This window comes from Shewanella corallii (genome assembly GCF_023349125.1).
GTDB classification, from domain to species: domain Bacteria; phylum Pseudomonadota; class Gammaproteobacteria; order Enterobacterales; family Shewanellaceae; genus Shewanella; species Shewanella corallii.
This window is the reverse complement of the sequence record NZ_JAKIKT010000003.1, coordinates 488,872-502,517: the sequence shown is the minus strand read 5'-3', so window position 1 is coordinate 502,517 and position 13,646 is coordinate 488,872. Positions and strand designations below refer to the sequence as shown.

Below are 13,646 nucleotides of genomic sequence, written 5' to 3'. Positions count from 1 at the left end.
AAGGGCGCTTCGGCGCCCTTTTTGATGGTCTTGTGGTGGCTATTTCAGCCAGGCGTTAGCCTTACTCTCATCCTCAAGTTCAAGCACTACGGTATCTGCGACGGCTTCTTCAATCGGGAGCATTCCCAGCATCAATTCGTCGCGGCGCAGCCACACCAGTTCGATTTGTTGTCCCGGTTGATATTGCTGCAGGAATTTATCCAATGCGGCGGTTGCTTTCAGGCCATCGGCGGCAATCAGCAGGTCGCCGGCGCTCAGGCCAGCTCGCATAGCCGGTGAACCTTCCGCCACTGTAATTACCTTCACACCCACAGCTTCTGCTCTATATTTGGCACCAAAGCCTATGTTCAGAGCTTTGCCTTCGCCACCGGTATCTGTATTGCCGGCGCTGGAGCGCAGTGACATTTTGACTCCAAATTTTGCCAGTATCTCAGGCAGGGGCAGGTCATCGGTAGAGTCCAGCCAGGCAAACAGGTCATCACACTCACGACCAAGGAGTCTTGCGACCAATTGCTGGTGGCTGAGATCGCCTGTTCCTATACCTGTTTGACCATGTTCCTGCCAAAGCAGACGCATCAGATCGTCAAGGGAGTGCTTACCCAGAGTTTCATGACGCAAAGTTAAATCCAACAGCAGGGCGAACAGTGCTCCCTTGGTGTAGTAGGAGACAATGGCATTCTGGGCATTTTCATCCTGTTTATAGAACTTGGTCCAGGCATTGAAACTGGAATCAGTCAGAGACTGTTTGGTTCTGCCACTGCCGCGGTATACCCGGGTCATCAACTCCGCCAACATCTGCAGATAGGCTTGGGTATCTACACGACCTGACTTGAGCGTCAGCAGATCATCATAGTAGGAGGTAATGCCTTCATACGCCCAAAGCTGTCGGGTATAGCTTTCAGCTTCCAACTCGTAAGGGACAAAGCGAGCAGGTTTGATACGTTTGACGTTCCAGTTGTGGAAATACTCATGACTGCACAGCGACAGATAAGTCCGGTAGCCTTTGTCGACACCTTGCTGCTCAGATGTTGGCAGATCATTGCGGCCACACATAAGCGCGGTTGACGCTCTGTGCTCCAGGCCGCCAAAACCCTCGTCCAGCACTGCCGTCATAAACAGGTATCTGTCAAAGGGAGCTGGTTCACCGAATAACTTAATTTGATACTCGCATATCGCCTTGAGATCCCGGCACAGGCGGGGCAGGCAGGTATGGTGACGTCCTGCCAGCACGATATCATGTCGTACGCCGCAGGCCTCAAAGCTGGTATGAGTGAAACATCCCATCTCCACCGGATGATCGATAAGCTCATCATAGTCGGCGGCGTAAAAGTCACCGAATCCCCAGTCATTGCCACTGGCACGCTTAAGGGTAGTGGCCAGTTTCCAGTCGCTCAGAGCTGCTGACGCCGGAGGTATGATGGTAACTCTGTGCTCACTGTTTTCCTGTCCGCGGGCGGCCAGAAATACGCTGGAGCCATTAAAGAATCCGCGACGACTGTCCAGAAACGCAGTGCGCACCGACAGGTCCCAGGCATAGACCTGGTAATGTAGTTCAACTGTCTGACCATCGGTCAGTAATTGCCAGGTTTGCTTATCCAGCTGAGTGACAGCAACCGGATTGCCATGCCCGTCGACGGCTTTCAATCCTATAATGTTTTTGGCGAAATCCCGTACCATGTAACTGCCGGGTAACCAGGAGGGTAACCAGACCTGCTGGCTTTGTGCCGGTTGTTCAATAGTCATCACCACATCAAACAGGTGAGCATGGGGATTGGATGGCGTAATCTGGTATCTGATCATGGATGATTTTATCTGGGTTGACCTGTCGCTCATGCTGCCAAATTTGCATGGCGGGAGCAATGAATTCCGGATACAAGGTATTGAATTACAGATATACTGACGCCATTTACTGATACTGGGGCTAATGGTCCCAGTAGAAAGATGACATATAGATACAGGAGCAATGACTGATGGCCGAAGAGACGATTTTCAGCAAGATCATTCGCCGGGAAATTCCCGCTGACATTCTTTACCAGGATGACCTGGTAACGGCTTTTCGTGATATCTCACCCCAGGCACCTACTCATGTTCTGATTATTCCCAATCATTTGATCCCAACGGTCAATGATGTGAAAGCCTCCGATGAGAAAGCGCTGGGACGCCTGTTTACTGTAGCAGCCAAGCTGGCCGAAGAAGCTGGTATTGCAGAAGATGGTTACCGCCTGATTATGAACTGCAATAAACATGGTGGTCAGGAGGTATATCATATCCATATGCACCTGGTTGGCGGACAGCCGCTGGGACCTATGCTCAGTAAGAGTGTATAATCGAGACAATCGGGGTAAGTCAGCTTACCCCTTTTTATTGGCGGACATTAAAGCGGGAGGCTTATGAAGTTCCTTTCCAGACGGCTGGTAATGCCGGAAGACCTTAACTACGCGAAAACCCTGTTCGGTGGACGTGCCCTCGAATGGATTGATGAAGAAGCGGCAATCTATGTCATCTGTCAGCTGGGCACCAAGTACATAGTCACCAAGCATATCGGCGCGATCTCTTTCGAGAATGCGGCGACAGAGGGTGATGTGGTTGAATTTGGCCTGACGACCAAAGCGGTTGGCCGTACCTCGATTACCGTATCCTGCTTGCTGCGCAACAAGTTTACCGGCAACACTATCTGCTCTGTGGATGAAATGGTGTTTGTGAAAGTGAACCCTGAAACCCGTCTGCCAGAGCCCCACGGTAAGACTCTGGATGATTTGGCTGAGGAGACCAAAGAGTCTCTGCGCAAGTTGAATATTGGTGTATAGAGACTTGCTGGGGTAGTCTGGGGATTCTTGGACAGAAAGGAGATCTTGCTATGACTCGCAGTTTGCTGATTGTGTCACTTGTTGTTTTGCTGCTGGGTGGCTGCGCCCATAATACTGCCGGTGTTACCATAGACTCCCGCGGGCAGGTAACAGTGGATGGCAGTGCGCTGGAGAATAAACTGACCCTGTCTGACGCCAGAGGGAAAGTTATAGGGCGATTCTTGCGGGCCACTGCACTGATCACCAATGATCAGACCAGTAACCTGAATGTTCAGTACAAGTTTACCTGGTACGATGCCGAAGGCTTTGTGGTGGAAGATGATGCCAGCGCCTGGGTACCACTGCAGCTCTATGGAGAAGCCCGACAGCAGGTGCAGGGCGTTGCCCCCAATGAGACTGTGACAGGTTTTGCCCTGACTGTTCGACCCGTGTACTCCGAGTAATCCATATTTAACGCCTTACTAAAAGCCTCAACTTCAGTTGGGGCTTTTCTTCAACTGCCTGTAAATTTGTTCATTAACAGATGTAATCAGGTTAATTGCATGTATAATTGGCGCCGCCAAGGGGTGTCCGGGATCAAACTTTTTGATTTTTGGACTGAGATGTCAATGACGAACCCTTCGAACCTGATCCGGCTTATACCGGCGTAGGAATGGGCTGACAATGTGCATTAACCACGCTTTTTTGCAATGCCGGATCTCAAACTGGAATTGAGGTCCTATGAAAAATAATAAGTATTCTGTGCTGTCTGCGGCCATTGCGACTGCACTCTCTTTCCCGGCTTTTGCCGCTGACTCCTCCGAAGAACGCCAGCCAATGGAAACCCTGGTGGTTACCGCAGATTTCCGCGCTACAGAAATCGATAAAGTGCCTGCCAGTATCAGTGTTATCGGTAAGCAGCAGCTTGAAGATGACGGCGGCGAAAACTTTCAGGATATTCTCAACGCTATTCCCAATATTAACTGGTCCGGTGGCAGTTCCCGCGCCCGCTATTTCCAAATTCGTGGTGTCGGCGATCAGGAAGAGTATGAAGGTGCACCTAACTCCTCAGTGGGCTTCTTTGTTGACGATATTGACCTGTCAGGTCTTGGCATGGCCTCCAACCTGTTCGACATCGACCAGGTAGAAGTGCTGCGGGGGCCCCAGAGCACACTGTTTGGCGGAAATGCCCTGGCTGGTGCGATTTACCTGAAAAGTGCTGAGCCAACTGCAGCCACTGAGGCCGGTGTCGAAGTCTCAGCCGGCACTGATGACCTGCTGACCATAGGGGCTTACGCCGGTGGCAGCATGAATGCCGACGACACTCTGTTGGGCCGAATTTCGGTGCAAAGCCATCAACAGAATGGCTTTATGGATAACCAATATCTGGGCCGTGACGACACCAATGCCAGAGATGAGGTATCCGCCAAAGCCAAGCTGCGTTGGTACGCCACCGATAAGTTACTGGCCGATCTGACCTTGATTCACGGCGACTTCGACAATGGCTATGACGCCTGGTCGCTGGACAGTAACGGTGAGAATACCTACACAGATCGTCCCGGCAAAGATACTCAAACCACCAATGGTGCCGGATTAAGCCTGAGCTGGGAGGCCCACAAAGCCTTTAATGTAGAGACTATCACCAGCTTTGCTGATACCGAGCAGCGCCATGCCTATGATGGCGACTGGTCCAATCCGGAATACTGGGAAAGGCAAGAATGCCGCGAATACGATGATGACGGAAATATTACTGCGGTCTTCCCTTGTGTGTATGACTACTGGTGGGACAAAACCGCCGAGCGTCAGAACTTCAGTCAGGATGTACGCTTGCTGAGTACCGAAGATGGCCGCCTGTTCAACGGTACCACTGACTGGCTGGTGGGCCTGTATTACAACCGCCTGAGTGAAGATAATCATCTAGAAATTGATGAGCGATATGATGCAGAAAATAGATATTTGAGCTCGTTGGATAGTGCTTATGTTGCTACCAAGTACTCTGCTTTTGGTCAGCTAGATACCTATATAGATCGCTTTCACTATTCTGCTGGTTTAAGGGTTGAACGTTGGGAAGCGGACTATTCTGATACTAATAGTGAAGCCTTTACTCCAGAAGAAACTATGTGGGGGGGGCACCTGTCGGTTAGCTACCAATTGACTTCTGACCAGTTGCTTTACGCTAAAGTCTCAAGAGGGTACAAAGCGGGGGGATTCAATGTAGGAATCGACTCTGAGAAATATCCGGAGCTACAAGACTTCATCACTTATAGCCCTGAGACTTTATATAACTATGAACTTGGTCATAGCGCCACTTTGCTTGACGGTAATTTAAATACCCGCCTGTCGGTGTTTTACATGGATCGTCAAGACCAGCAGGTCGATGCGTCTATTCAAGTGATTGATGATGGTAAGCCCGGTAACTTTGTGCTTTATACGGCTAACGCTACCAGTTCCACTAATTATGGTCTTGAAGCTCAGATGAACTTTTACGCGACAGATAATCTTGAGTTGTACGCGTCATTGGGCTTACTCAAAGCCGAGTACGATGAATATAGCTACAAAGACAAATATGGAACTTTAATCGAACTGTCCGGGCGTGAGCTGGCCCATGCGCCAAGCTACAACTATCAGCTGGGTGCCACCTGGCGCGGTGATACCGGCTTCTTTGCCAATATGAACCTGTCCGGTATGGACAGCTTCTACTATTCCGACAGTAATGACTTCGTGTCCGATGATTATCACCTGCTGAATCTGCGTCTGGGGTATGAAGCCGATAACTGGTCTGTATATCTGTGGGGACGCAACCTTACCGATGAGGAGTATGGTGTGCGTGGCTTCTTCTTTGGCAATGAGCCAAACAAGGATTGGGCAGATCAGCAGTATGTACGCTATGGCGATCCGCGTCAGTTGGGGATTACCTTCAGATACGATTATTTTTGATAAGTAAAAGCAGGGCGCGGGTGTTACCTGCGCCCACTCCTGTTAAGCAGTAAGGATGTCAATATGAAATTAACCGCTGAAATCAGCATGTATCCACTGGCAGATGAGTATCTGGAGCCTATTCAGTGGTTTATCAAGCGCTTGGACTCCTATCCCAATATTAAGCGAGTGACCAATGCCATGGCGACTCAGGTTCAGGGTGACTATGGCGATGTGATGGCTATGTTGGCGACAGAGATGCAGGCTGCCCATGAGAAATTCGGCAAGGCTGTATTTGTGTGTAAGTTTATCGGTCGTGAACTCGACCTGAGCCACAGTGAGTAAGCTATGACCCTGGAGTGGCAAGCGCTGCCGGCGTCTTTTATGCAGGCAATGACAGAGATGCAGGCGATGACTGCGTGGGAGGGCGTCGCAGTCCTTCTGGCTGTAGCTTATCTGTTGTTGGCGATGAAGGAGAACATCTGGTGTTGGGCGGCGGCCTTCATCAGTACCGCGATTTATACCGTGCTTTTCTGGAAAGTCTCCCTGCTGATGGAGTCTGTACTGAATGTCTATTATATGGCGATGGCGGTATATGGATACTGGATGTGGACCCGTGGTGCCAAGGGCGCAGATAAAGGCATAGAGTTGGTTTCCTGGTCGTGGCAGCGCCATCTGATACTGATTGGCATCACCTCTGTGGTGTCTTTGGCTGTCGGTTGGTTTATGGCCAACTATACCCATGCATCATTCGCCTATCTGGACGCTGCCACCACCTGTTTTGCTGTAATGACTACCTTTTTGGTTGCCCGCAAGGTGGTGGAAAACTGGCTTTACTGGGTAGTGATTGATCTGGTGTCAATCTACCTCTATCTCCACAAAGGGTTGATGCTGACCTCTATGCTGTTTGTGCTTTATGTAGGAATGGCAACAGCTGGCTACTTTATGTGGCGGCGTGACTGGCGCAGTATGCAAACCGCACAGGTGGCCTCTTGACTCTGGCGGAACTGTTTCCAACCCATACCGGCCTAGCGGAGTTTTGCGCCAGTGCCGGTTTTTTTTCTGACACCCGGGTGAGCCAACTCAGTGGCGGCTTGTCCAACAATAATTATCTGCTGGGTGAGACGAGAGTACTGAGAGTTAACCGCAATCTGGACAGCCTGGGCAGCGGCAGAGTTAATGAGATAAAAGCCTGGGAAACCGCCGCTGGGAAAGGGCTGGCTCCTGCGCTGTATGACGTCAGCAAGGGTTATGAGTATTACCTGAGCCAATATCTGTCTGATGGATGTCCCGACAAGCAAGAGATGCAGCAGATAAGTGCGGAGCAATTGAGCAGAGCCTTGCTTGAGTCCTGCGGCGATAGGGTTAAAGAACAGAGCATTTCCTCCCATATGCACGCCCTGCTGGAGCTTATGTTGGGTTTGGGACGTCTGCCTTTACCTGAATATCGAATAGATGCCTCAAAACAGTGGCAAACCTATCAGCAGGCTCTACTGGGCGTGAGGGCATCAGCGACAGCACCATTATGCAGGGCTATCGATACATTGCTTGCCCGACAGGTCCAGGTTTCTGACTGGATTACCAGTATGGAGTCGGCGCAGAAAGGACTGGAGATATTCTGTCACCGGGACCTGAACCCATTAAACCTGCTTAGGGCTGATGACAGACTCATGGCGATTGATTTTGAGTATGCCTGTCAGTCTGGGCCACTGAATGAACTGGCAACAGTCCTCGCTACTCACAAGCTGAATCATGATGAAGTGTGTTGGCTATGTCATCACTATCTGACGGGTATAGGCTTGGTGGACTGGAAACCCCAGCAGGTGCTGGCATCAGTCAATACCTATTGGGTATTCAGCTGTTGTTGGGCTTTACTTCAGAGTGCAGCTAAGGGCGACAGCACTCTGCCTTGGTTTGAGGAGTTTTATCAATTACTTCCCAGGGTCTGTTGACCTTTCATGGTTGAATTTTGCTCGAGATAGACGCGCTTTAATCGCGACGCAAGGTGTGCTGCCTAGTGGACCTAAGCAAATACCTTGCAACAAAGAGTAAAGTGCGTATAGCCGAGCCCTTCGGGCAGCGTTTGTCGTCGCTTTCTACTGCATTAACGCTCATTTATGTAGAACAACTACACCACAATCGCGTTGCTTTGTATAAAACAACGACAAAGAGCTGCAAAAACCATCTTCGAAAGGTCAACAGACCCTAACCGCCTGATTGCAAATGACACCTCCTGTGTCATTATCAAATATGCCTGTCTGCTGTTTCTCCTGATGATGACTTTGGAGAGAGGCAGGAGTGAATTGTTTGAAATAAATTCTCAGGGTTTCAGGTCTGTATAGCCAGAAATCGAACAGAGAAAAATAATCATTCACCAAGAGGCTCATTGATGATTGCACTTGTACAAAAACTGCTGGACGGCCTGACTAAATTTGATGGACTTGCCCCTCTCGCCATTCGAATCTATCTTGCCCCTGTATTGATGCAGGCGGGTTATAACAAGCTATCCAACTTTGAAGATACCGCGGCCTGGTTTGGGAATCCCGACTGGGGACTTGGCTTACCCATGCCTGAGGTGATGACAGCGCTGGCTGCCGGTACCGAATTCTTTGGTGCCATTTTGCTGCTGGTGGGATTGGCGACCCGGCTGGTGGCAATTCCCATGATGGTAACCATGTTAGTGGCCGCGTTTGCTGTGCACTGGGAGAATGGTTGGCTGGCAATTGCTGATCCCTCCTCCTGGCTGGCCAATGAGCAGGTGATTGCTTCTGCCGATAAACTCAGTCGTGCCAAAGAGATTCTGGGTGAATACGGCAACTACGATTGGTTGACCAGCTCGGGTAACTTTGTGGTGCTCAACAATGGTATCGAGTTTGCCATCACCTATTTTGTGATGTTGCTGGTGCTGTTTATGTTCGGTGGTGGTCGTTACACCAGCATCGACTACTTCCTGAGCCGTAAATACCTCAAATAAACTCATGAGCTGACAGTTTAAAAACCAACCTTTTTGGTGGGTTTTTTTGTTTTGGTCTGTGGTAAGGTATTGGCAAATAAAAACATACAGGGAGAGTTTTAGTGCAAGCACTGGAGTTATTACTTACCCGTCAATCCTGCCCACGATTGCAGGCCCCGGGCCCAAATGCTGAGCAGTTGCAAACCATACTGGATGCCGGTGCCAGAGCGCCAGATCATGGTGCGCTGCAGCCCTGGGAGTTTATTATTGCTCAGGAAGAAGGACTGCAAAAACTTGCGGATATCTTTAAAGCGTCTGCCGTTGCTGCCCATGCCGATGAAGCAAAAATAGAGAAGGCAGCCAACTTGCCGTTTCGCGCCCCCATGGTGATTACTGTTGTGGCCAAGTGTCAGCCACACCCTAAAGTGCCTGAACTGGAGCAGCAACTGGCGGCGGGTTGTGCCTTAATGGCGATGCAGCAGGCAGCGTTTGCTCAGGGGCTTGGGGGGATTTGGCGCAGCGGCGACTATGCTTTTTGCCGCCATGTTCACACAGCGCTCGGCCTGCAAGAGCAAGATCAAATAGTTGGCTTTCTGTATCTGGGTACACCAGCCGTTAACGCCCCCAATAAGCCGCTGAAGTCCGGGGAGTCGTTCAGCCGGTATCTCTAAGTTGTATGGTTGCCCCAAAATAGGTAGAGCCTTTTCGGCAGAAACGCCCGATGGATTTCATCGGGCGTTTTATATTTCAGCACAATAAATCAGTAATCTGATGCTTGGCTTTATCAATTTATCTGCTGTTTTACGTTAGATATCTGCGTTAATAATTTCTGGTTTAAAGGCCTGCTGATTGATTCTGACTGTGTATTTGGGTAGCCGGTACAAGCATCAATCATTAGGTATGCCAGTTTATGGAAGCTTGAAACCAGGGTTTGCAGTAATAGATCTCTTTTGCAGCCTTTGTATTCTGGACGGGTGAAGGATATTAAAAAGGCGCCAATTCGGCGCCTTTTTACATTCTTAGTCTTTATCGACCGGCTTTGTGTACTTCTCTGTCAAAACTGCCAGAGGTTTTACCTGCTTGTGTGTCGTTGAATACCTGCTCATCAAACTCGCCTTCGGATTTGGCAATCACCAGGGTTGCCACGGTATCGCCGGTGACGTTGACTGCGGTACGAACCATGTCCAGCAAACGGTCGACGCCTATGATAAGTGCAATACCTTCAACCGGCAGTCCGACCTGATTCAATACCATGGCCAGCATAATCAGACCTACACCTGGCACACCTGCTGTACCTATGGATGCAAGAGTTGCTGTAACGACAACAGTCACGTAGTCAGTGATGGACAGGCCAATGCCGTATACCTGAGCGATGAATACGGTTGCCACGCCTTGCATAATCGCGGTGCCATCCATATTGATGGTGGCGCCAAGGGGCAGGGTGAAAGAGGCGACTTTATTGTCTGCGCCCAATCTGTGTTCTGCTGTTTCGATGGTTACAGGCAGGGTGGCGTTAGAGCTGGCAGTGGAGAAGGCGAACAGTTGAACATCGCGCATCTTGCGGATGAAGGTAAAGGGGCTTAAGCCGGAGAATAGTTTAAGCAGCACTGGATACACAACAAATCCATGCAGCAGCAATACGCCCAGAACCACAAAGAAGTACTTAACGACACTGCCGAAGGTTTCAGTACCCAAAGACAGTGCCAGTTTACCCATGAGGGCAAATACGCCGTATGGAGCCAGCTGCATTACCAGAGTGACCACTCGCATAATCACTTCATTCAGGTCTTCAAACAGCGCAGCCACACGCTTGCCTCGCTCGCCGATATGAGCAATGGCAAAGCCGAAAATCACGGCAAACAGGATGATCTGCAGCATGTTACCTTCAGTCATGGCTTTGACCGGGTTGGAAGGCACTATGTTAATCAACACATTGGCCAGGCTTGGAGCTTCTTTGGCTACATACTCCATGCTCTGAGAAGCCAGCGAGGCACTGCCGGGGTGAATGGCGACGGCAGTAAGAATGGCAACAGTCAGCGCTATCGCTGTAGTGAACAGGTAGAACGCTAATGTTTTACCACCGAGGCGTCCAAGTTTTGATGGTTCGCTCAGTGAGCAGGTTCCACATACCAGAGAAACAAACACCAAAGGCACGACCAGCATTTTTAAACTGGCAATAAAGATAGTACCAACAATATGCAGTACGCCTTCGGTAATATAGTCCTGAACAAATTCATTGCCAGGAAAAAGATTGCGCAAAATCAGGCCGAGTAAAATACCGGCACCCATACCGATTAATATCTTACTGGTTAATCCAAATTTGCTGTTTTCAGTCGCACTCATAGCACTTCCTGTATATTTATTATGCGTTTCTTATATTTATGTAAGCGGATAGAGACTAGCAGGAAACGCCGCAACAGGAAATGTCTGTTTGTGGTGAAAACCCATGAATTAATGAAACGTAAGTTGTTATATACATGGATCTGTTGGGTGAAAATTGTGTAGAGTTAGCCTATAAGTAAAAAGCTGTGGCTTGGATATTATTTTTGAACGACAGGGAGTCTGACATGAAGTCAGCGTTTAACGTCTTTCTGGCTGGTTTGGCCAGCCTGGTTTTGGTCGCATGTAGTGGCGGGGGAAGTATTTCAGAGGATGGTGGCGGAGGCGGCACCACGCCACCTGATCCAACAATTGAAGTTTCACTGGCAATTTCCAACACTGATATTACAGCAGCTGCACCGGCAACCTTGACAGCCACTGTTGCTGATTCCACCGGGGCAGTGAAAGCGGGCGAGCTGGTGACTTTCAACCTGAATGACGCCCAAATGGGGACATTTGACCCTGCCGTGGGGACTGCGCTTACAGACAGCAGTGGTGTTGCCACAATTCTTCTCAGAACGGCTTCAGTAGAAGGTGCGGGTTCTGTCAGCGGTTCTATCAGTACAGGTGAGAGCGGCACCATAGGTTTTAATATGGCCGGTGATGGAGGTGATGCCACTGGCGGTGCTCAGGTGGTGTTGAACCTTACCGATGCAAACGGCAATTCAATCGAGTCAATCAATTCAATTGTACCGGGAAAACTGACCGCACAGGTCACCGGTATCAGCAAACCCGTTATAGTGACCTTTTCCACGACTAAAGGTGAACTGCCAATTGACACTGCGGTTACCCGTGACGGCGTAGCGACAGTCGATATTTACGCAGGAAATAGCCTGGGTGCAGGAACCGTCACCGCAGAGTTGTCTTCCGGCGAGAAAGGTGAAGCCATTGTCGTTATAGGTGCTACCAATGTGCTCATGGGTAGTGGCGAGCCATTTGAGTCAGGTAAAGCAGAGGTAAGTATCGAAACTCTGTCTGCAGGTGGCACAGCAACTGTAACAGTGATGATTCAGGATGATGAAGGTAATGCTTTTAATCAGCCTGTTGAAGTTAATTTTGCCTCTACATGCAGTAGCGCAAGCACCCCAAAAGCTGAAATCAGTTCTCCGGTGGTTGCGATTAATGGTGTTGCGACGAGTACCTATTTAGCGAAGGGCTGTGAGGGTGACGATCCTATTAATGTAACAGCCAATGCTGGCGGCCAAAACTTGTCGGCGACTGGTACTATTAAAGTGCTTTCTGCTGACGTTGGCAGCATTGTGTTCCAGTCAGCCGAACCTGAAAATATTGGCATTCTTGGCACTGGTGGGGACGAGTCTTCCACTGTGAAATTCAAAGTGCTGGATACTAATGGCAATCCAGTTAGTAATAAATTGGTGGATTTCAGCCTGAATACTGATGTAGGTGGCATTGCTCTGAATCCTGTATCTGCTTCCACCAATGACCAGGGTATTGTTCAGACTGTGGTTAACAGCGGTACCGTTTCAACTTCGGTTCGAGTGACCGCGATTGTAAATGGCAGTGATCCGGTTATCTCCAGTCAATCAAGCCAGCTTGTGGTGTCAACAGGTATTCCTGACCAGGACAGTTTCTCCTTGTCTGCAGAGGTATTTAACGCCGAAGGTTGGAACATTGATGGCACCCAGGTGAAAGTGACCGCGCGTCTTTCTGATGCATTCAATAACCCGGTTCGTGACGGGACTGCGGTGAACTTTGTTACCGAAGGTGGTGATATTCAGGATTCATGCACAACAGAGGATGGTGCATGTACCGTTATCTGGGAGAGTCAGCAACCGCGACCTGCAGGAAATGGTTTGTTCGATGATACATCTAATCCTCTGGCTCCTCAGTTGACGCCATTTATGGGGCAGTCTTATGGTGGGCGTGCGACAATTACTGCTTATGCTATCGGTGAAGAATCTTTCCCTGACAGCAATGGTAACGGTAGGTTTGATGCTGCGGAGTATGACCAGTTCATTAATGGCACTGATGTGAGCGGTAACCCTTACGATCTTGCTGATGTCTATGTAGATCACAATGAAGATGGTGTTTTTAATCCTCAGCAAACTGGTGGTGAAGCTGGCGGCAGTAATGAAGAGCTGGTCGACTTTGACTCCGATGGTGTATTTGACACCCCTGATACCGTATATAACGGCGTGCTGTGCAGCGAGCCTGCCCACGACGGATGTGCAGATGGCATCAACGAAGAGAAATCACTCTATGTACGAGGTAGCCTGGTAATTGTGATGTCGGGTAGTACTGCTTATGGCAACATTACTGAAGTGGTTGACAGTGATGGCACTGACAACGGTGATGGCACCATGACCATTGTTGGTAAGAGTACTGGCCGCGCTTCTTTGATTATCTCTGATTTGCATAATCAGCAGATGCCAGCAGGCAGTACTGTGACTTTCACTGCTACTGCAGGCTCAGTAGCGAGCTCGGCTACATTTGATTGGCCTTCGAGTAACTCCAATGGTGGCCGATCATTCTCGGTAATTGTTAAAGGTGAAGACCAACCTAACTCGGGGTCATTAATTATTGAGGTTGAAACCCCAAGCGGCCTTAAGACTCTGGTTGCTACTATTCCGATTAATATCATCTAACCATGA

At 49.6% G+C, this 13,646-nt stretch carries 12 protein-coding genes and 1 riboswitch; of the genes, 10 read left to right on the top strand and 2 right to left on the bottom strand.

Annotation, left to right across the window (positions count from 1 at the left end):
* Positions 1-39 precede the first annotated feature (39 nt).
* On the bottom strand, positions 40-1,800 hold the full coding sequence (locus L2725_RS11340) for a M61 family metallopeptidase (RefSeq protein ID WP_249249082.1): 1,761 nt from the start codon (positions 1,798-1,800) through the stop codon (positions 40-42).
* A gap of 170 nt (positions 1,801-1,970) precedes the next feature.
* On the opposite strand from L2725_RS11340, the gene hinT reads away from it, so the two are divergent.
* From hinT to L2725_RS11295, 9 genes are all read left to right on the top strand, one after another.
* Complete coding sequence (gene hinT / locus L2725_RS11335) at positions 1,971-2,327, top strand: purine nucleoside phosphoramidase (RefSeq protein WP_249249057.1); 357 nt, start codon at positions 1,971-1,973, stop codon at positions 2,325-2,327.
* A 63-nt stretch (positions 2,328-2,390) separates the two neighbouring features.
* Positions 2,391-2,807, top strand: coding sequence for an acyl-CoA thioesterase (locus L2725_RS11330; protein WP_115138579.1), 417 nt, complete (start codon positions 2,391-2,393; stop codon positions 2,805-2,807).
* 50 nt (positions 2,808-2,857) lie between these two features.
* A complete protein-coding gene (locus tag L2725_RS11325) occupies positions 2,858-3,250 on the top strand; it encodes a YcfL family putative periplasmic lipoprotein (RefSeq protein WP_249249056.1) in 393 nt (130 codons plus the stop codon).
* A 109-nt stretch (positions 3,251-3,359) separates the two neighbouring features.
* Positions 3,360-3,477: riboswitch (TPP riboswitch) on the top strand.
* A 50-nt stretch (positions 3,478-3,527) separates the two neighbouring features.
* Positions 3,528-5,723 carry a TonB-dependent receptor gene (locus L2725_RS11320; protein WP_249249055.1) on the top strand — a complete coding sequence of 732 codons (2,196 nt, stop codon included), beginning with the start codon at positions 3,528-3,530 and terminating at the stop codon, positions 5,721-5,723.
* Positions 5,724-5,786: 63 nt separating this feature from the next.
* The gene (locus L2725_RS11315) at positions 5,787-6,047 is read left to right on the top strand and encodes a hypothetical protein (RefSeq protein WP_115138576.1); all 261 of its coding nucleotides are present in this window, start codon (positions 5,787-5,789) and stop codon (positions 6,045-6,047) included.
* Between the two features lie 3 nt (positions 6,048-6,050).
* Positions 6,051-6,698: a nicotinamide riboside transporter PnuC gene (gene pnuC / locus L2725_RS11310; protein ID WP_428985282.1), complete on the top strand. Its 648-nt coding sequence runs from the start codon at positions 6,051-6,053 to the stop codon at positions 6,696-6,698.
* Entirely contained in the window at positions 6,695-7,654 is a 960-nt protein-coding gene (locus L2725_RS11305; protein WP_249249054.1) for a phosphotransferase, read from the top strand. The genes pnuC and L2725_RS11305 overlap by 4 nt, the downstream gene beginning before the upstream one ends.
* 437 nt (positions 7,655-8,091) lie before the next feature.
* Entirely contained in the window at positions 8,092-8,676 is a 585-nt protein-coding gene (locus L2725_RS11300) for an HvfX family Cu-binding RiPP maturation protein (protein WP_249249053.1), read from the top strand.
* 101 nt (positions 8,677-8,777) lie between these two features.
* Positions 8,778-9,326: an NAD(P)H nitroreductase gene (locus L2725_RS11295; RefSeq protein ID WP_249249052.1), complete on the top strand. Its 549-nt coding sequence runs from the start codon at positions 8,778-8,780 to the stop codon at positions 9,324-9,326.
* A gap of 355 nt (positions 9,327-9,681) precedes the next feature.
* On the opposite strand, the gene L2725_RS11290 is transcribed toward L2725_RS11295, so the two are convergent.
* A complete protein-coding gene (locus tag L2725_RS11290; RefSeq protein WP_249249051.1) occupies positions 9,682-10,998 on the bottom strand; it encodes a dicarboxylate/amino acid:cation symporter in 1,317 nt (438 codons plus the stop codon).
* Between the two features lie 224 nt (positions 10,999-11,222).
* On the opposite strand from L2725_RS11290, the gene L2725_RS11285 reads away from it, so the two are divergent.
* Positions 11,223-13,640 carry an Ig-like domain-containing protein gene (locus L2725_RS11285; RefSeq protein ID WP_249249050.1) on the top strand — a complete coding sequence of 806 codons (2,418 nt, stop codon included), beginning with the start codon at positions 11,223-11,225 and terminating at the stop codon, positions 13,638-13,640.
* The last annotated feature ends 6 nt before the right edge of the window (positions 13,641-13,646 follow it).